This is a genomic window from Erythrobacter sp. NAP1 (genome assembly GCF_000152865.1).
Taxonomy (GTDB): domain Bacteria; phylum Pseudomonadota; class Alphaproteobacteria; order Sphingomonadales; family Sphingomonadaceae; genus Erythrobacter.
The window spans coordinates 2,872,746-2,891,179 of the sequence record NZ_CH672390.1 but is presented as its reverse complement, the minus strand read 5'-3'; the positions used below and the strand labels follow the sequence as shown (position 1 = coordinate 2,891,179).

The 18,434-nt window shown below is 62.5% G+C and carries 20 protein-coding genes; 15 read left to right on the top strand and 5 right to left on the bottom strand.

Annotation, left to right across the window (positions count from 1 at the left end; all coding sequences use genetic code 11):
- Positions 1-5: 5 nt before the first annotated feature.
- The gene (locus tag NAP1_RS13890; RefSeq protein ID WP_007165953.1) at positions 6-1,097 is read left to right on the top strand and encodes a glutathione S-transferase family protein; all 1,092 of its coding nucleotides are present in this window, start codon (positions 6-8) and stop codon (positions 1,095-1,097) included.
- 6 nt (positions 1,098-1,103) lie between these two features.
- On the opposite strand, the gene NAP1_RS13885 is transcribed toward NAP1_RS13890, so the two are convergent.
- Positions 1,104-2,678, bottom strand: a complete 1,575-nt coding sequence (locus NAP1_RS13885; RefSeq protein WP_007165952.1) for a helicase HerA-like domain-containing protein — start codon at positions 2,676-2,678, stop codon at positions 1,104-1,106.
- Positions 2,679-2,782: 104 nt separating this feature from the next.
- Between NAP1_RS13885 and pabB the strand changes: the two genes are divergently transcribed.
- The 5 genes from pabB (at position 2,783) to NAP1_RS13860 (ending at position 6,769) form a co-directional block, all read left to right on the top strand.
- Complete coding sequence (gene pabB, locus NAP1_RS13880; protein WP_007165951.1) at positions 2,783-4,606, top strand: aminodeoxychorismate synthase component I; 1,824 nt, start codon at positions 2,783-2,785, stop codon at positions 4,604-4,606.
- Complete coding sequence (locus NAP1_RS13875) at positions 4,603-5,307, top strand: RluA family pseudouridine synthase (RefSeq protein WP_007165950.1); 705 nt, start codon at positions 4,603-4,605, stop codon at positions 5,305-5,307. The genes pabB and NAP1_RS13875 overlap by 4 nt, the downstream gene beginning before the upstream one ends.
- Positions 5,308-5,309: 2 nt before the next feature.
- Positions 5,310-5,726: an alternative ribosome rescue aminoacyl-tRNA hydrolase ArfB gene (gene arfB, locus NAP1_RS13870; protein ID WP_007165949.1), complete on the top strand. Its 417-nt coding sequence runs from the start codon at positions 5,310-5,312 to the stop codon at positions 5,724-5,726.
- Between the two features lie 118 nt (positions 5,727-5,844).
- Complete coding sequence (gene rpmG, locus NAP1_RS13865; RefSeq protein ID WP_007165948.1) at positions 5,845-6,012, top strand: 50S ribosomal protein L33; 168 nt, start codon at positions 5,845-5,847, stop codon at positions 6,010-6,012.
- A 91-nt stretch (positions 6,013-6,103) separates the two neighbouring features.
- Positions 6,104-6,769, top strand: a complete 666-nt coding sequence (locus NAP1_RS13860; RefSeq protein ID WP_007165947.1) for an outer membrane lipoprotein carrier protein LolA — start codon at positions 6,104-6,106, stop codon at positions 6,767-6,769.
- 260 nt (positions 6,770-7,029) lie between these two features.
- Here NAP1_RS13860 and NAP1_RS13855 read toward each other — a convergent pair whose 3' ends face one another.
- Positions 7,030-8,463, bottom strand: coding sequence for an alkaline phosphatase (locus NAP1_RS13855; RefSeq protein WP_241761223.1), 1,434 nt, complete (start codon positions 8,461-8,463; stop codon positions 7,030-7,032).
- A gap of 101 nt (positions 8,464-8,564) precedes the next feature.
- Here NAP1_RS13855 and xth point away from each other — a divergent pair, with 101 nt between their 5' ends.
- Genes xth through NAP1_RS13840 form a run of 3 tightly spaced genes read left to right on the top strand, consistent with a single transcriptional unit; the run spans position 8,565 to position 10,956 of the window.
- Positions 8,565-9,353 carry an exodeoxyribonuclease III gene (gene xth, locus NAP1_RS13850; protein ID WP_007165945.1) on the top strand — a complete coding sequence of 263 codons (789 nt, stop codon included), beginning with the start codon at positions 8,565-8,567 and terminating at the stop codon, positions 9,351-9,353.
- Entirely contained in the window at positions 9,350-10,444 is a 1,095-nt protein-coding gene (gene ribA, locus NAP1_RS13845; RefSeq protein ID WP_007165944.1) for a GTP cyclohydrolase II, read from the top strand. Before xth ends, ribA begins: the two co-directional genes overlap by 4 nt.
- Positions 10,441-10,956 carry a GNAT family N-acetyltransferase gene (locus NAP1_RS13840; RefSeq protein ID WP_007165943.1) on the top strand — a complete coding sequence of 172 codons (516 nt, stop codon included), beginning with the start codon at positions 10,441-10,443 and terminating at the stop codon, positions 10,954-10,956. The genes ribA and NAP1_RS13840 overlap by 4 nt, the downstream gene beginning before the upstream one ends.
- On the opposite strand, the gene NAP1_RS13835 is transcribed toward NAP1_RS13840, so the two are convergent.
- A complete protein-coding gene (locus NAP1_RS13835) occupies positions 10,953-11,969 on the bottom strand; it encodes a right-handed parallel beta-helix repeat-containing protein (protein ID WP_007165942.1) in 1,017 nt (338 codons plus the stop codon). The two genes, NAP1_RS13840 and NAP1_RS13835, sit on opposite strands and share 4 nt — an antisense overlap.
- Positions 11,970-12,120: 151 nt before the next feature.
- Between NAP1_RS13835 and NAP1_RS13830 the strand changes: the two genes are divergently transcribed.
- Genes NAP1_RS13830 through NAP1_RS13805 form a run of 6 tightly spaced genes read left to right on the top strand, consistent with a single transcriptional unit; the run spans position 12,121 to position 17,258 of the window.
- The gene (locus tag NAP1_RS13830; protein WP_007165941.1) at positions 12,121-12,432 is read left to right on the top strand and encodes a hypothetical protein; all 312 of its coding nucleotides are present in this window, start codon (positions 12,121-12,123) and stop codon (positions 12,430-12,432) included.
- Between the two features lie 12 nt (positions 12,433-12,444).
- Positions 12,445-12,693 (top strand): hypothetical protein, encoded by a 249-nt coding sequence (locus NAP1_RS13825; protein WP_162013452.1) that lies wholly within the window; start codon positions 12,445-12,447, stop codon positions 12,691-12,693.
- On the top strand, positions 12,690-13,895 hold the full coding sequence (locus NAP1_RS13820; protein WP_007165939.1) for an acyl-CoA dehydrogenase family protein: 1,206 nt from the start codon (positions 12,690-12,692) through the stop codon (positions 13,893-13,895). The genes NAP1_RS13825 and NAP1_RS13820 overlap by 4 nt, the downstream gene beginning before the upstream one ends.
- Positions 13,896-13,922: 27 nt before the next feature.
- Complete coding sequence (locus tag NAP1_RS13815; protein WP_007165938.1) at positions 13,923-15,176, top strand: CoA transferase; 1,254 nt, start codon at positions 13,923-13,925, stop codon at positions 15,174-15,176.
- 10 nt (positions 15,177-15,186) lie between these two features.
- On the top strand, positions 15,187-16,413 hold the full coding sequence (locus tag NAP1_RS13810) for an acetyl-CoA C-acetyltransferase (protein ID WP_040464479.1): 1,227 nt from the start codon (positions 15,187-15,189) through the stop codon (positions 16,411-16,413).
- Positions 16,410-17,258, top strand: a complete 849-nt coding sequence (locus NAP1_RS13805) for a MaoC family dehydratase N-terminal domain-containing protein (RefSeq protein ID WP_007165936.1) — start codon at positions 16,410-16,412, stop codon at positions 17,256-17,258. The genes NAP1_RS13810 and NAP1_RS13805 overlap by 4 nt, the downstream gene beginning before the upstream one ends.
- On the opposite strand, the gene NAP1_RS13800 is transcribed toward NAP1_RS13805, so the two are convergent.
- Both NAP1_RS13800 and NAP1_RS13795 read right to left on the bottom strand, forming a co-directional pair.
- Positions 17,255-18,211, bottom strand: a complete 957-nt coding sequence (locus NAP1_RS13800; protein WP_007165935.1) for an alpha/beta hydrolase — start codon at positions 18,209-18,211, stop codon at positions 17,255-17,257. The two genes, NAP1_RS13805 and NAP1_RS13800, sit on opposite strands and share 4 nt — an antisense overlap.
- Position 18,212: 1 nt before the next feature.
- Positions 18,213-18,413, bottom strand: coding sequence for a hypothetical protein (locus NAP1_RS13795; protein ID WP_007165934.1), 201 nt, complete (start codon positions 18,411-18,413; stop codon positions 18,213-18,215).
- Positions 18,414-18,434 lie beyond the last annotated feature (21 nt).

Here is an 18,434-nt window from a genome sequence, read left to right as displayed (position 1 = left end):
CACCAATGTCAGCCACCATGTTCGGCGCGCCGCTTTCGCTCTATTCGGGCAAGGCGCGCAGCTATCTCGACTGGAAGGGCGTCGACTACACCGAAGTTCTCGCAACACCGGACATTCACCAGAGCGAGATCGTACCTGCCGTTGGCCGCCCAGTGATCCCGGTGGTGAAACTGGAAGACGGCACGATCCTTCAAGATACCACCGTAATCATTGACCACTTCGAAGCGGCTAGTGAGGGCCCATCGGTCTACCCGCAAACCCCACGCCAGCTCCTTGCCGCGCTTCTACTGGAAACCTATGGCGATGAGTGGCTGGTAATCCCGGCGATGCACTATCGCTGGAACTACAACGAGCAGTGGGTTTACGGCGAATTCGGCAAGGTGGCGCTTCCGGATGGGACACCTGATGAGCAGCGCGAAGCAGGCATGAAACGCGGAGCCGCGTTCAAGGGTTTTGTCCCGGTGCTCGGCATCAACGAAGCGACCATCCCGGCCATCGAGGCAAGCTACGAGGCGCTCTTGCGTGATCTCGATACGCACTTTGCCAAGCACCCATTCCTGTTCGGCTCGCGGCCAAGCATCGGCGACTATGGCCTGATCGGTCCGCTCTACGCGCACAATTACCGCGACCCGGCGAGCGGCGAGATCATGAAACGGATCGCGCCGCGCGTGGCCGAATGGGTCGAACGGATGATTGCGCCCGAGCCGTTGTCGGGCGATTTTCTCGGCGGCGACGAGATACCGGACACGCTTGTCCCGGTGCTGCACCGAATGATGACAGAGCAATTGCCGCACCTTGAGACAGTCGCACAAATGCTCGGCGAATGGGCGAAAGCGAATGGCCCCTATGCGGAGCTTCCGCGCGCCCTGGGCATGGCGGGCTTCACAATCGAGGGCACGGAGGGCGAGCGGATCGCCGCCCCGTTCAGCCTCTGGATGCTACAACGCGCGCTCGACTACCTGAGCTCGCTTGAAGGCGATGACCGCGCAGCCTGCGAGACGATGCTGCACGATTGCGGCGGCGATGCGCTGATCGGTTTTGTTATGCCCGTGAGGCTCGTCTTCGAGAATCACAAGCTGCGAGTCGAAGCGGGCTGAGCCTGCCTAGCGCATCAACCCGCCAATCAGGTTCCTGACGAAGCGCCCCGCTATTGGACCTGCGAGATCGGTCGCGATCGAGCCTGCTGCCGAAGTGATTCCGCTCCTGACCGGGTTGGCGCGCGACTTCTTGCCGAGCACGGCAGCGGCAGCAGCGCCCGCCATGCCTCCGGCGGCGACCTTGGTGCCGCGGCTGATGGCCTTTTCCCAGATCGACTTGGTCTTGCGTGATCGCTTGCCGACTTCCTCGCGGCCCTTTTCCTCGACCTCCTGCGCGGTTTCTACCGCATCGGCGGCTTTTTGCGCGAGTACCTCTTCGGCGCTCTCGCGATCGATTCGCTCGTCATACTTGCCGTCGAACGGGCTGACCGACTGGATAATCGCGCGTTCTTTTGCTGTCACCGGGCCCAGCCGTGAACGCGGCGGTTTGATCAAGGTACGCTGAACCACGGTTGGCGCGCCATCTTCGTCGAGCGTCGAAACCAGCGCCTCACCGACCTTGAGTTCGGTGATCGCTTCTTCGACGTCGAGTTCCTCGTTTATGCGGAAGGTTTCGGCAGCCGCCTTGATCGCGCGCTGGTCGCGCTTAGTGAATGCACGAAGCGCATGCTGCACCCGGTTGCCGAGCTGGCCAGCAACGTCCTCAGGGATGTCGATCGGGTTCTGCGTGACGAAGAAGACGCCAACGCCCTTCGACCGGATGAGGCGCACCACCTGTTCGATCTTCTCCTGCAACGCCTTGGGCGCATCGTCGAAGAGCAGGTGTGCCTCATCGAAGAAGAATACGAGTTTGGGCTTTTCCGGATCGCCGACTTCAGGAAGGCTTTCGAACAGTTCGGCGAGCAGCCACAAAAGGAAGGTGGCATAAAGCTTGGGGCTGCGCATCAACTGGTCGGCGGCGAGCACGTTCACATAGCCGCGCCCGTTTTCGTCGGTCTTGAGAAAATCGTCGATCTCGAGCGCGGGCTCCCCGAAGAAGTGATCCGCCCCTTGCGCCTCGAAACTCAAGAGCTGGCGCTGGATCGCGCCGACCGATTGCTTCGAGACGTTGCCGTAGACACCCGACAATTCCTTCGAATTCTCGTTCGCCCATTGCAGCAGCGATTGAAGGTCTCCGAAATCGAGGAGCAGCAGTCCGTTGTCATCAGCATGGCGGAAGACGATCTGAAGCACGCCTTCCTGCGTGTCGTTGAGGTCGAGCAGGCGAGACAGCAGCAGCGGTCCCATCTCGGTGATCGTGGTGCGGATCGGGTGGCCCTGCTTGCCGTAGAGATCCCAGAAAATGACCGGGTTGTCAGAATAGGCATAGTCATCCATGCCCAGTTCCTTGGCACGCCCTTCCAGTTTGTCGGCGTGCTTGAATGTGGGCGAACCGGGCATTGCGATGCCGGACAGGTCGCCTTTTACGTCGGCGACGAACACCGGCACTCCATTGGCCGAAAAGCTTTCCGCCAGACCCTGAAGCGTCACGGTCTTGCCGGTACCGGTCGCGCCGGCAATCAGGCCGTGCCGGTTTGCGCGGCCCAGCGCGAGGCTCTGGTTCTCGCCATTGCCGCCCAGTCCAAGGAAAATCTCGCTCATTAAATGCACCCGCCCTCGATCAAAAGTGTTTGCGCGAGGTTTGAAGATCGAAAGCGGGACGGTCAACCTATCGACTTGGCCGCCGGATAGGCTAAGGCGGGAGCATGGGTCAGGACGCAGAGCCGCACAGTTTCGTATTGCTGGACGATGCCCGCGCACCCGATGGCGGCGCGGCGGACGCGCTGTATTACGAAAACCCGCGCGAAACATTCATTGCCTATCGACCCGATGAAGTCGCCGACGCGCTCGAAGCTGCAGAGCAGGCGCGCAAGACTGGCGGTGAGCTTGCAGGGTACATCGCTTACGAAGCTGGTCTAGCGCTCGAGGATCGCCTTGCGCCTCCCGCCTCAGCGCGCAGCGGTGCGGGCGGTGCGCTGGTGTGGCTGGGGCTGTTCGATGCGCCCTCGCGAATTCCCGCCGCCGATGTGCCATCATGGCTTGCGACAAGGGGAGAGGGCCCGGCAAGCCTCGGCCCGCTCGACCCGCAACTATCACCCGGCGGATATGAGACTGCGTTCGAAACATTGCGCGAAGCAATCCATGCTGGCGACATCTATCAGGCGAACCTCACCTATCCGCTCGCCGGGTCGTATCGCGGCGATCCGCAGGCGCTCTACGCATCGCTGAGAGGCGCAGCGAATGCTGGCTATGGCGGGGTGGTTTTCGATGGATCGCACTGGCTGCTCAGCTTCTCGCCCGAACTGTTCGTGGCGCTCGATGAGGACGGCAAAGCCAAGGCCAAGCCGATGAAGGGCACTCGCCCGCGCTCAAGCAACGCAGAGCAGGACACAGCTTTGGCTGAAGAGCTCGCAAGCTCGGTCAAGGACAAGGCCGAGAACCTGATGATCGTCGACCTCATGCGCAACGACCTGTCACGCGTGGCCGTGCCGGGCACCGTGCGCGTCGATTCGCCCTTCGCGGTCGAGAGCTATCCGACTGTGCATCAGATGGTGTCGAGCGTCAGAGCACAGTTGGCGCAGGGCATGGGCGCGATGGATCTGGTGCGCGCGCTCTTCCCCTGCGGGTCAATCACCGGCGCGCCGAAGATCCGCGCGATGGAACTGATCGGCGAGGTCGAGCGCGATGCGCGCGGGCCCTATTGCGGGGCGATCGGTCGGATCGGTTCGGACGGCGCAGCGGCTTTCAACGTTGCAATTCGCACGCTTCGGCTCACACCCGTCGAGAATGGTCAGGGCGATGCTGTGCTCGGCGTTGGTTCCGCCATCGTTGCAGACAGCGACCCACTGGGAGAGCGCCGCGAATGCGAGGTAAAGGCGGGTTTCATCCGTCGCTCCTCTCCAGACCTATTCGCGCCCGGTTTTGACCTCATAGAAACGATGTCCTTCGATCCCGAAACGGGAATTGCACTGCTTGAGCTGCATCTTGCTCGGATGAAGAAAAGCGCGGCGGCGCTCGGTTTTCAGTTTGACCGGCATGCGTTGCGCAATCAGATCCAGGCACTGTGTTTCGAGCTTGAGGAGCCTGTCAAACTGCGCCTGCTCGCTTCGCGCAGCGGTGCCAGCGCGCTTGAGACACAGCCGATGCCAGCACCCTTCGAGGGCGCGGTGAAGGTCGCCGCACTGCCCAGCCCGCTAGACCCGTCCGATTGGCGTTTGTCGCACAAGACGACCGATCGCGGTTTCTACGAGGACGCACTCGAGGCTGCGCGCGAACACGGCGCGCAGGAAGCTGTTCTGGTGCGCGACGATGGGCTCGTCACCGAAGGCAGCTTCACCAACATCTTTGTTGAGCGCGATGGCGTGCTGCTTACGCCGCCAGCATCGCTCGGCCTGCTTCCGGGCGTCCTGCGCGAATATCTCATCGAGAAGGGTCAGGCGCGCGAAGCGGAATTGACGCTCGGCGATCTCACAAACGGTTTTCAACTGGGCAACGCAGTGCGCGGCCTGTTTTCAGCAGAACTCATATGAACATTCCGATAATCTACGAAGACGGCGAAGCGCTCGTCATCGACAAACCTGCAGGGCTTCCAGTCGACCGCCCCAAGCGCGGCGGCCCGGCGCTGTTCGATCATATCGAGCAATTGAAGCTTGGCTTTCAGCGCCCGCCTGTCCCGGTGCATCGGCTCGACACAGACACGAGCGGCTGCCTGCTGCTCGCTCGCAATCCCAAGGCGCTCAAACGCTTCAACAAGGCCTTCGAAGATCGCCTGGTGGGCAAGACCTATCTCGCCGTGATCGATTTCGAACCCTCGGAAAGTTCGGGAACGATCGAATTGTCTCTGTCTAAGATCAGCTCTGCCGAAAAAGGCTGGCGCATGATTGCGGCCAGGAAGGGCAAGCCCGCGATCTCGCATTGGGAGCTGATCGAGACGATCGGCGAGGGCGACAAGAAGCGCTCGCTCATCCGCTTCCGGCCTGAGACAGGGCGCACTCACCAGCTTCGCGTCCATGCCTTGCAGGGTCTTGGCGCGCCGCTGCTCGGCGACCCGGTCTATGGTCCGGTGCGCGGGCAGAACAAGGGCGCGCCTCGCACAATGCTCCATGCCGAAACGATCAGCGTGAAGCGCGAAGGCAAGAACACGATCTTCGCTCATGCACCCTTCCCTGCCGATTTCGAGCGCGCCGGGCTGAGCGCGCCGCCTGCGCCCGCACTTCAGGAAGAGGCCTGAGGGTGGATCCCGCGCTCCTCGACCGGGCTCATGCGCTTGCCGAGGAAAGCTTCCTCGCAGGGTCTGGGCCGGGCGGGCAGAATGCGAACAAGGTCGCGACCGAAGTGCAGCTGCGCGTCAACGTCTACGCGCTGCGCCTGCCGCCTCCGGTCTTTGCAAGGCTGCGCACGATTGCGGGCTCTAAACTGACCGCAAGCGGTGACCTTCTCATCACCGCAAGGGCGCACCGCACGCAGGATGCGAATCGGCAAGCGGCGCGCGACAAGCTTGAAGAGATGCTCAAGGATGCGCACCGCGCTCCAAAGAAGCGCGCCAAGACCCGCGTGAACCGCGTCGGCAAGACGCAGCGGCTCAAGGCGAAGAAAGCGCGCGGCGAGGTGAAGGCCAAGCGCGGCAAGGTCAGTCGCTCGGATTGGTAACTCCGCTTGACTTTCGAGGGTGAATCGCTCATTGGCGCGCTTCTGTGAGGCGGCGCACGACGCGTCGCCCTTTGTTTTTCAGGCCGAACAGGCCTCACCCGATCTGTAGGAAACCGCCATGGCGAAGCCCGCAACCGTCAAGATCAAGCTCGTCTCGACCGAGGGAACGGGCTTTTACTACGTGACCAAGAAGAACCCGCGCAACATCACCGAAAAGATGGTGTTCCGTAAGTACGACCCGGTCGCAAAGAAGCACGTCGAGTTCAAGGAAGCCAAGATCAAGTAAGGTTTTCCGGCACTTGTGCCGAAATGCCTTCCCATTCTTGGAACCTTTCGATTAAGCCGCGGTTCAACGCCTCGAACCTAAATCACGAGGCATGACCATGCTCAAACATCTCCGCCGCACCGGTATGGCCCTCGCCGCTGCCGGGACGATCGCACTTGGCGTGTCGCTGCCGCATGGCGAGCCGGCACCGCATGCGCTCGCGCAATCCTCCGCCGACCTCGATCGCGCGGTCTCGGCGTTGCGCAGCATTTCGACCATGAAGGCCGACTTCTCGCAGACCGACCGCCAGGGGCGGACCGCGCGCGGGACCATGACGCTCAAGAGCCCGGGCAAGATTCGTTTCGATTACGGGCGCGATTCGGACCTGCTGATCGTCTCCAACGGACGCTCGCTCTACATGGTCGATTATGAGGTCAATCAGGTGGAGCGATGGCCGATCCGCAATTCGCCGCTCGGCGCGTTGCTCGATCCCGAACGCGACATGAAGGACTACGGCACGCTGATCCCCACGGGCAATCCGGACGTGCTCAGCATTGATGTGCGCGATCCTAACAAGCCGGAACTCGGGCGCATGAATCTTATCTTCGTGCGCAATTCCAGTGCTCCGGGCGGCTTGCAGCTGACACATTGGGTCGCGCTCGATGCGCAGAATCACCGAACCACTGTTCGGCTGACGAATCACCGCTACGGAGTTTCGGTTCCTGACAGCACGTTCAATTTCCGCGATCCGCGCCGCTCATCCCGTCGCCCACGCTGAACGTTTCGCCCGCGAAAAGTTGTAGGAACGCGACAAACCTAGGTGCGCGTTCATATAGGCGAAAGCGAACGGGTCGTATTTCTTACATCAAGGCGGGCGAGGAAGGGTTTCCCCCCTGTTGCCCCTCCACCGAGAATGGCCGCCTTGCAAAAGCGTGACGAACGCTAAGACGAAGCCCCTGTGCCACCGCCCCCGGCACAGGGGCTTTTTTTGTCATTCTTCACCTGCAGCCGAATTGATGCGGGCCTGCAAAATGTGATTCATTCCCACCCATAAGCGCTGCGGATGATGTCGTAGATGACGTTCTGTTCGATCACGCCGCGCGCCTTATCGGCTCCTGGACCCTGAGCGTAGAGCGCGACGTCTTCGCCCGCATGGGTTTCGCTGTAGAGCGGGACGGTCGATTGCTGGCGTGCTGCGACGCCGGTTTCGGGGATCGGACGTTCGGCTTCGCCCGCTATCGAGCCGGGGCCGTTGCCGTATCCGAGCGTGGTGTAGGGCTTTTCATCCTGCGCGAGCGTGGGCTCTGCCGCTTCGCCGTCTTCGCCTTCGCTGGGCGGAACGACGAGGCCGAGAATGTCGTTGCCGCGCCTCGGATAGCCTGAAATCGTGAAGACGTGACTGTGATCGGCAGTGACGAGGATCAGCGTCTCTTCCGGGTTGGTGTTCTGGATTGCGTATTCGATCGCATTCGCGAACTCGACCGCTTCCTCAAGCGCCAGTCCTGCTCGACCCGCATGGTGGCCGTGGTCGATCCGGCCCGATTCGACCATCAGGTAATATCCGTCGGGATCGTTCGAAAGCCGCGTGATCGCCTGCTCAGTCATCTCGGTCAGCGTAGGCTCGGTCGAGTTTGCTTCCTTTTCGGCCATGTAGGCCATGTGGCTGTTCGAAAAGAGCCCGAAAACTGGAGCATCCGCTGGTGCTGCTGCAAGCTCCTGAGCGGTGGTCACATACGTGCCGCCCGTGCGAGCGACCCAGCCTGCCGGTAGATCGGCGACCTCTTCACGGCGGCCCCCGCCATTTTCGCTGCCGAAGAACGCGCGCGCGCCTCCGCCAAGCGCCACGTTGAAATCGCTTTCGACCAGCTGGGTCGCGATGTCGCGGCAGCCGGGGGTCTCCGGATCAATGACACGCTCGAGATAGGCTTCCCAGTCGCGGTCTGCCGCGCGCGCATAAACGCTTGCAGGCGTTGCGTGCGTGATCCGCGCGGTCGAGACGATGCCAAGCGCAAGGCCGCGCTCATTGACTTCCTCGCCAAGCAGCGGAAGCGGGTGGGCGAGCGTGCCTGCGCATGAGCTGCGCCGAGCCTCGGGACCCACTCCCAGAAATCCGATCTTGGTCTTGCTGCCCGAATGCATCGCCGTCGCGGTTCCCGCGCTGTCGGGCACCTGCGCGTTGGTGTTGTAGGTCTTTACCAGCGCGACATTATCGAATGTCTCAAACGGCAGGACATATTCCTCACCGCTCTGCCCGCGCTTTTGCCCGGCGTAGATGCGAGCGGCGGTGATCGTTGAAATTCCCATGCCATCGCCGATGAACAGGATCACGTTCTTCGCGCGAGGCTCGGCCGCCTCGTCGGCCGGTTCGGCATAAGTCGAGGCGCTCGCAAGCGGCGCGGTCCCCTGGTCGGTAGTGCAGGCGCCCAGAGCGAACGTGGTGGTGGCGAGCAGGGCGGTGAGCGAGCGGGTCATCACAAGGGTCTCCATTGAGTTTGCGCGTCTCGCTATCGCTTATGCGCATGTCGGGGAAGTGAAAGGTGGCGTTTTTCGAAGGCGCTGCCTAAATCGCCCCCATGCTGTCTGTCGCTACCTGGAATATCAATTCGGCTCGCCTGCGCCTGCCGATCATCGAAAAGTATCTCAAGGCCGAGGCCCCCGACGTCCTGTGCCTGCAGGAGATCAAATGCGAGAGTCATCTCTTCCCCGCCGAGGCGCTGGCCGAAATGGGGTACGAGCATCAGGCGATCAGCGGGCAGAAAGGCTATCACGGGGTCGCCACCGTCAGCCGCGTTCCGATCCGCGAAATTTCGCGCCACGACTGGCAGGACAATGGCGAAGCGCGCCATGTCGGTGTCGAGGTCGTGGGCAAGGATATGCTGATCGAGAATGTCTACGTGCCCGCAGGCGGCGACATTCCCGACCGCGAGAAGAACGTGAAATTCGGACAGAAGCTCGATTTCCTCGGGCGCATGACCAAGTGGGCTGACAAGGTGGACAAGCCCACGCTGATCGTTGGCGACTTCAACATCGCCCCGCTTGAAAGCGACGTCTGGAGCCACAAGCAGCTCCTTAAAGTCGTCAGCCACACGCCGATCGAGGTCGAGACGCTCCAGCGTTTCAAGGACGCGCATGGCTGGGTCGATATCGGGCGCGAGCACATCCGCGATCCCGAGCGCTACTACAGCTGGTGGTCCTATCGTTCGCCCGACTGGCGCAAGAACGATCGCGGGCGCAGGCTTGATCATATGTGGGCGTCGCCCGAACTGGCGGCGCAGGCAAAGGCACACCGCCTGCTGGAAGAAGCACGCAGCTGGGAGAAGCCCTCCGATCACATCCCGCTCGTCACCGAGTTCGATATTTGAGCGAGGGGGCCAACCTCCCTGTCGCTTCGGCAGAGCGGCGCGCGGCACAGGCCGTCGACGCGCTGCGCCATGGCTGGCCTCTCGGATTCGAGGACGGACCTGTGCTGCTTCCTATCGAGACCGCGATTGCGAGCTCGGCCACGGCGGGTCATGTTCTGATTTCGGCTGCACGAGCGGCCACTCTCAAGCTCACCAATCAACTCGAAGCCGCGCGCAGCGATGTGCCTCACACCCCGATCCTGATCCGTGGCGGCGAGCCGATTGCGCTGCCTGAAGCGAGGGCGATCGCCGATCCGGCGCTCGACCTTGCCAATCCACTCAAAGGGCCGTTCCGCGCACAAGCGATCGAATGGGCCGATGAAGCCGTGGCGGCAATGGAGCTCGCGCGAATCGCAGGCATCCTTCCCGCCTTCATGGTCGACCCGGAGCAAGGCGGCGAAGCGCACCATCTCCTTGCCAGCGATCTTGCCGCCTACACCGATGCGGGCCAGCTCGATATCGTCACCCGCGCAAGGCTGCCGGTCAGCGCCTGCGACACAGCCGAGATTGTGGCCTTCCGTTCGAACGCCGACACGCGCGAGCATGTTGCGCTCATCATCGGCGAGCAATCAGGCGACCGCGAACCGCTCGTGAGGCTGCATTCCGAATGCCTCACCGGGGACGTTCTCGGCAGTCTAAAGTGCGATTGCGGGCCACAGCTTGATGCAGGGCTTCATGCGATGGCTCGCCATGCGCGAGAAGACAGCGGCTGGGGCGTACTGCTTTACATGCGGCAGGAAGGGCGCGGGATCGGCCTCGTTAACAAGCTGCGCGCCTATCGACTGCAAGATCAGGGCTTCGATACGGTCGATGCGAACCAGCGACTGGGCCTGCCTGATGAAGCGCGCGACTTTCCGGTGGCCGCGCGAATGCTGCATCTGCTAGGCGCACGAAAGGTCCGGCTGATGACCAACAATCCCAAAAAAGTCGAAGCGCTCACCAAAGCGGGAATCGAGGTGAGCGAGAGAGTGCAGCACCAGCTGCCCGACAATCCGCACAATGCGCGTTACCTTGCGACCAAGCGCGATCGTTCGGGGCATTTGCTGACATGATCGGACCTGAAATCCCAATCACGATCCGCCCCGAAGCGCCCGGCGACGAAGAGATCATCTTCGCCATCACCGAGGCAGCTTTCGCAGACATGAAACACTCCGACGGCGACGAGCAACATCTGGTGGATCGCCTTCGCAAAGCCGGTGACCTGACCCTGTCACTCGTGGCGGAGGATGGCACGCGCATTGTTGGTCATATCGCGATATCGCCGGTGAAGATCAGCGATGGTGCCAAAGGCTGGTACGGGCTTGGCCCGGTATCCGTTTGGCCCGAAGTCCAGCGCGCAGGGATCGGCGGAGCACTCGTCAAGCGGGCCATCGCCGACATGCGGGCGGCGGGTGCGATGGGGATCGTGCTCTTGGGAAGCCCCGAGTATTATTCGCGCTTCGGATTTCAGTACGTGCCACAGATCACCTTCCCCGGCCCACCTGCGGAGTACTTCCAAACTTTGCTCCTCGACGGTGAAATGCCGAGCGGCGAGGTCACCTATGCGCCGGGCTTCTACGGCTAGCGCCGCTCGTAGCCAGTGAGGCCGCGCGCAAGATTATTTTCCGACATCGCAACGCGCGCACCCATCCAGTCGGCCAGAAAGACGCTCGACCCGGTGAGGCCGGGTACGAAGCGCGCTTCGTTGCCCTTGATTACCAGCCCATCGGCGGAATGCATGACCGTCTCCGCGCCGAGCGCGATGAAGGCGGAGTAATTCTCCTTGTCGCGCCCCTGGACGAACCAGTTGTCCGTGATTGCGCCCTGACTGCCGGCAGGAAGGTCAATCATGTAGTTCGTCCCGCGCCCTGCGCTGTCGTCGAAGGAGTTGTTCTCGATGATGACCTTGGCGCTGCGCGACTTGACGTAGTGCCCGCCCGTTCCGCGCTCAAAGCGGCTGTCTCGGACGGTGAGCTCGCCATAATTGCCAACATAGATCGAATGCGCGCAGCCACCTGAATTTTCGCAGGTGCCGAGCCCGCTGAATGTCGAGCGCATGATGTAGATGCGGCTCGCGGTATCGTTGTTCGCAAGGATGCCCTGCTGGCTGTCCTCAAAGCGCGAATAGGCGATGTTGAGCGCACCTTTCTCAAGCCGGATGCCAGCGCCATTGCCATCGGCAACGGCCATGCCGGTGAAGGTGATCCCCCGGATCTCTGCGCCAAGCCCGCGCAGCACCAGTGCTGCTTTGCCCTGGCATGTCTTGCGCGCGAAGGTGACGGTTCCGTACTCGCTCGCAGTGTAGATGATCACGCCCTCATCCTGCACCGCGCATTGCTCGTAAGTGCCGGGCGCAATCTGGATCGTTCCGCGCTGAGCGCCGATCGCATCGACCGCCGCCTGCAGGGTGGCGTAACCGCGTCCAGTCTCGGCAATCGTGAAAGGTCGGCTGCTCGACTGGGCCTCGGCAGGAGCGGAAAAACCAACTCCGACCGCCAACGTGATCAGTGCGAATGCGAAGACTGTGTCGAGCCAGCCTGCCAGTCTCCGGGAAAGCGGCGTGCGGCGAATGCGATCGAGAGATTGTGCGTGTGCCATAGCGTATGGTCATACCTCAGTTTGTGTGACGATACGCAGGCTCGTCTTGGCGCTGTGCCGTTTCGGCGCAGCAAAAGGCGCTTGGCTTAACCCGGCTTACCTCGCTAGACCGTGATCCAACGAAATCTGGGATCATTTGAGGAGGCCTCCCATGAAAAAGCTCATTCAATTCGCAGGCGCCGGCGCGCTCGCTCTTGCACTCGCGGCATGCGGCAGCACCGACGACGCATCGACCGAGGCAGAGGCCGACACGGTCGAGATGCCCGCAGACGAGGCGCTTGAACCTGTCACGGAAGAACCGGTCGCAGACCCCGAGGTCCTTCCCCCTGCCGATCCGGCAGACAACGCACCTGACCTCCAGACGACCGAGGAAGCCGCCGACGCCGCTGCCGATGTCGCCGCCGAGGCCGCTGCTGCTGCGGCAGCCGCAGAAGCTGCTGCCGACCTTCCTCCCGAAGAGTAAGATTGGATGATCTTGGGCCGATTGCCCCTTTTGGCGGGTGCTCTCGCCGTCACACTTCCGCTTGCCGGATGCGATAGTCCGGGTGCTGGCTCAAGCGGTCCGGGCGGCGTGAGCGAGGGCGAGGCGCGCGCGCTTGATGATGCGGCCTCGATGCTCGAAGAACGCGAATTGCCCGAAGGCGTGCTGCCGCCGACAGGCGCAGACGTCCTGCCGCCCGAGGACGCGCCCGAAACACCCGCGCAAGAGGAAAACGCCGAATGAACAGCGAACTCAAGCACCCCTTGGGGTCGAACCCCGGTATGGATGAGGATGTTTTCGAACAGTTCGCCGAGCAGCTGACACGCTATGTCCGCGAGCGCCTGATCCCCGCCGAGCCGGAAGTCATCGAGAACGACCGCATCCCCGACGAGATCGTCGATGAGATGCGCGAAATGGGCCTGTTCGGCCTGTCGGTCCCGGAGGAATATGGCGGCGCGGGCCTCAACATGACGCAATATGCGCGCATCGTGAACATCATGGCCTATGCCGCGCCCGCCTACCGTTCCATCTTCTCGATCAACGTCGGCATGTTTGCGAGTGCTCTGAAAAACGGCGCGACCGAAGCCCAGCGCGCGGAATGGTATCCCAAGCTGGTCGAGGGCAAGATCGCATGCTTCGGCCTCACCGAACCCGGCTCGGGCAGCGATTCTGCCGCGATGGCGACCACGGCCACGCCCGATCCTGACGGCAACGGCTGGGTCTTGAACGGCACGAAGCGCTACATCACCAACGCTCCGCATGCCGATGTCGCTCTCATCATGGCGCGCACCGAGAAAGAGGCGCTTCCCAAGAACGCGCATGTCAGCGCCTTCCTCGTGCCGATGGACACGCCGGGGATTTCAACCGGCTCGCCCGACAAGAAGATGGGTCAATCGGCCAGCCACATCTCCGACATCATGCTCGACGATGTGAAAGTGCCGGGTGACGCTCTCTTGGGCGGTGAGACTGGCAAGGGCTTCCGCTTCGCCATGCAGAGCCTCGATAATGGCCGCATCTCGGTCGGCGCGGCTGCCACCGGTTATGCCCGCCGCGCTCTCGACAGCGCGGTGCGCTACGCCAACGAACGCAAGGCTTTTGGCGAACCTATCGCGCGGTTCCAGCTTATCCAGGCGATGCTCGCTGACAGCGAGATCGAAATCTACGCTGCCGAAGCGATGATGGCCGACGTCACCGCCCGTGCAGACCGGGGAGAGAACATCCTCGTCAAAGCCGCCGCCTTCAAGGTCTTTGCCTCCGAGATGTGTGGCCGCGTAGTAGACCGCGTGGTGCAGGTCTATGGCGGCGCGGGCTACCTCGCCGAATACGATGCCGAGCGCTTCTATCGCGATGCGCGCATCTACCGCATCTACGAGGGCACAACGCAGATCCTTCAGCTCCAGATCGCCAAGCACATGCTGCGCGAATGGGAAGCTGCGAACAGCTAGGCGATTTGCTCTCCAACAGGGGAATACATGTACAACCTTCTGAATGACCTCTCGATCGTAGAGGTCTCCAGCTTCGTCGCCTCGCCCACTGCTGGCCTTTACTGTGCGCAAATGGGTGCAGAAGTGATCCGGGTCGACCACAAGGCGGGCGGGCTTGATTACGATCGCTACATGCTGACCAAGGAAGGGCGTTCGCTCAGTTGGGAAAACCTCAACCGCGCGAAGAAATCGGTCGCTCTCGACCTGCGCAGCGGTGAGGGGCGCGAGCTTTGCGTCGAGCTGGCCGCACGCACCGGCAACTGCATCACCAATTTGCCCGAGAAGAGCTTTCTCAGCCACGCAGCGATGAAGGCCGCTCAACCCGAAGGCACGCCGGACATGACCTCGGTGCGGATCATGGGCTGGCACGATGGCAGGCAGGCGATGGACTTCACCGTCAACGCCGCAGCCGGATACCCGCTGATGACCGGGCCGGAAGAGTGGGAGATGGAGACCGCGCCGCCGATCAACCAAGTGATGCCAGCGTGGGATTTCATCACCGGCGCCTATTGTGCCTTCGCCATTCTCGCCGCCCTGCGCCACCGTGACGCGACGGGCGAGGGCAGCGAAGTGCGCGTGCCGCTCGGCAATGTCGCCATCGGTACGCTCGCCAATTCGGGCACGATGGCCGAAATGCTCCTGCGCGGCGCTGACCGTGAACGGCTCGGCAACGCGATCTGGGGAGCATTCGGACGCGATTTTCGCACCAAGGACGGCGTGCGCTTCATGGTCGCTGCATTGACCCCAAAGCAGTGGGACGGGCTTGTCGAAGCCTTCGGTCTCGCGACGCCCATCGGCCAGCTTGAAGCCGAACTCGGCGTCAAATTCTCCGATGGCGACCGCCCGCGTTTCGAGCACCGCCACCGTTTGTTCGAGCTGTTCCAAGGCGTTGCGGGCAGCCACGAATTTTCATCACTCGAAGCGCGCATGGCCGCGCAGGGTTGTACCTTTGAACGCTACCGTACCGCTCACGAGGCGGCAAACGATCCGGTGCTCGTCGCGGACAATCCGCTGTTCGGGCCCTCACCTGCCAATCCATCGGGCCTCGACTATCCCGCCACTCGCAGCTTTGCGAATATGCCTGAGAAGGAAGCAGGAGACCCTGCTCCCGCGCCCTATCTCGGCCAGCATTCCGAAGAGGTTCTCGCCGAGCGCCTCGGGCTATCGTCGGGTGCGATCGGCAAGCTCGTCGATGCGGGCACGGTCGCGCTGAGCGACGAAGGCAAGACATACAACCGCTAAGGACCAAGGCATGACCAGAAGAGCCGCCATCGTATCGCCCCTGCGCACGCCTGTGGGCAAGTTCCTCGGCGGGTTGTCGAGTCTCAACGCAGGCGAACTCGGCGCAATTATCCTAAAGGCACTGGTTGAGCGATCAGGCATCGATCCGGAGCGCGTCGACGATGTCGTCTTTTCGCAAGGCTACGGAAATGCCGAAGCCCCCGCCATCGGGCACTGGTCCTGGCTTGCGGCTGGACTGCCGCTTGAAGTTCCCGGCTACCAACTGGATCGCCGGTGCGGGTCGGGCCTTCAGGCAGTCGCCAATGCAGCGATGATGGTCGAAACCGGTATGGCCGACGTGGTGGTCGCGGGCGGCTGCGAGAGCATGTCCAATGTCGAGCACTACACGCTGCAAGGGCGCGGCGGCGCGCGGATGGGCGACATCACTCTGCATGACCGCCTCTCGCGCGGGCGCTTGATGAGCCAGCCGATCGAGCGCTTCGGCATCATCACCGGCATGATCGAAACCGCCGAAAACCTCGCCAAGGATTACGATATCTCCCGCGAGGAAGCCGACGCCTACGCAGTGCGCTCGCACCAGAACGCAGCGGCCGCATGGGATGCGGGCAAGTTTGACGATCATCTCGTGCCGGTCGAAGTCCCTCAGCGCCGCGGCGATCCTGTCATGTTTGAGCGTGACGAGGGATACCGCGCCGATGCCTCGGTGGAGACGCTCGGCAAATTGCGCGCCATTGACCTCAAACGCGATCCCGACGCGATCGTCACTGCAGGCAATGCAAGCCAGCAGAATGACGCCGCAGCGGCATGCCTCGTGGTGGCAGAGGACAAGCTTGCGGAGCTGGGCCTTACCCCGTCGCTTTGGTTCGGGGGATGGGCAGCAGCGGGTTGTGACCCCTCGCGCATGGGGATCGGACCGGTCCCCGCGGTCAAGCGCCTGTTCGAGCGGCGCGGCTACAGCTGGGACGATATCGATCTCGTCGAACTCAACGAAGCCTTCGCACCGCAGGTACTCGCAGTGCTTAAAGGGTGGGGCTGGAGCGCAGATGACAACCGGCGCGAGATACTCAACGTCAATGGCTCAGGGATTTCGCTGGGTCACCCGATCGGTGCGACCGGCGGGCGTATCCTCGCTGATATGGCCGCCGAAATGCACCGCCGCGACGCGCGCTTTGGACTTGAAACCATGTGCATCGGGGGCGGCCAGGGGATCGCCGCGGTCTTCGAGCGAGCAGCATGACTTACGACAGTTGGATCGGGCGCGAGGTTCGGGCTACGGACCGTCTCGACGAAGCACTTGCTGCACGTTGGCTTGCGACCTTCGACCTCCCGATGCCAAGCCCTGCAATCATGCCGCAAGGCATCCATTTCGCGCTGTGCACGCCCGATGCACCAACCGGCACGCTGGGCGAAGATGGCCATCCGGCGCGCGACGAAAGCGAGAGCAGCTTCCTCCCGCCATTTTCCATGCCTCGCCGCATGTGGGCATCGAGCGCGATCGAATTCATCGCTCCCATTGCCATTGGCGCTGTGGTCGAGCGGACGAGCCGCGTCGCTTCGATCAAGGAGAAGGAGGGCGGATCGGGCAAGCTGGCTTTCGTCGAAGTAGAGCATGAGACGAAGGCCAATGGCACGCGATCGGTGCGCGAAACGCAGACGCTGGTATACCGCGACGCCGCCGCGCATGATGCACCGCTTACCCCGTCCGAGCCGGAAAGCGGTCATTTCGACAAGGAGGCATGGCGAACCGTTCGCGCGCTCACGCCGGACCCGCGCCTCTTGTTTCGGTATTCGGCCCTCACCTTCAACACCCACCGCATCCATTACGATGCGCCATATGCGCGCGGTGTTGAGCGGTATCGCGGGCTGGTTGTTCACGGCCCGCTTACGGCGAGCCTGCTCCTCCAGCTTGCGGGGAGCGAGCTTGGCGAAAACCGCCTGCGGCGCTTCGCCTTTCGCGGTGTGTCGCCAGCGATTGCCGGTGACCTGCTGTTTCTGGCAATGCGAGACAACGAAGAGGGTTTCGAACTCGGTGCCTTCGCCCGTGATGGGCGTGAGGTCATGAAGGCCAGCGCCGCGCTCTAGATGCCCGGTTCTTCCACGAAAGCCACAACCGCCTCGACCAGCTCTGGGTGGATCGGAAGCGAGCTGTCGCTGTAGGTGGCCATATTGGCGAGGCGCGTGTCCCCCTCGACCGTCTTCAGAACGTGGTTCATGTCTTCAATAACGACCAGCTTTGCCTCGGGTTGTCCTTCGGCCAGAGCCTCCGCGTCACTTACCGGGGTCTGTATATCCTTGCCCCCTGCTACGATCAGCATGGGCACCTGCACCGAGGCTGCCAGCTCGGCGGGATTACGAGCGAACATGTCGATCAGGAAGCCTTGCACGGCCGGATTGAACAGCGGCAGAAGCCCGCGATGCATGTCCTGCGTATCAACCCGCTCGCCCGCTTCAAGCTTGTCGATGGCGGCGAAGGCTTCATCCAGCACGACCGCATTGGCCGGATTGGATTGTAGCTGTTCGCGCAGCGTATCCCCCAGTGGCCGACCGACCGATGCCACGAGCAGGATGCCGCACAGATCGCCCGCCTCCTGCGCAGCCGCGAGCGTGACGAGACCGCCTTCGCTGTGGCCCAGCACGAAGACGCATTCCACACTCGTCTCGCTCTTCGCCACTTGAGCCCACGCGGCAACGTCATCGGCATAGCCGCCAATCGTCACATCATTGGGGTCAGGGATTGCGGCCTTGCTCCCGAACATGCCGCGCTTGTCGATCCTCAGCGAACCGATGCCGCGTTCCGCCAAGGCTTCGGCAAGCAGACGATAGCTTGCCGCCGTGACGCCCATCGGATTGTTTCCATCGCGGTCGGTCGGGCCAGACCCCGGTACGATCAGGACAAGCGGTTTGCCCTCTTCAGGGGCGATGAGCGTGCCCGCAAGTTCGCCCTCCGGTCCCGGTGCGGTTACGGCCACAGGCTCCGGTGCGGCAACGCTTGTCGCAAGGCTCGCAGCCGCGAGCGTGCAAAGGGTTTTCTTCATCTCAATCCTCCTTGGGCGGACGACCCCGCCGGGGCTGTTCAGACTGCCGGACGTCGATCCCGCGATGCCCCAACGCCTCGCGCAGGAGCATTTCTATCTGTGCATTGGCAGAGCGCAATTCGGCCCCCGCCAGTCGCTCAACCGCTGCGTGCACAGCTGGGTCGAGCCGGAGGGCAAAGGCCTTCTTTTTGGGTGCAGCCATGGCTGCCTCCTCAGGTGTTCT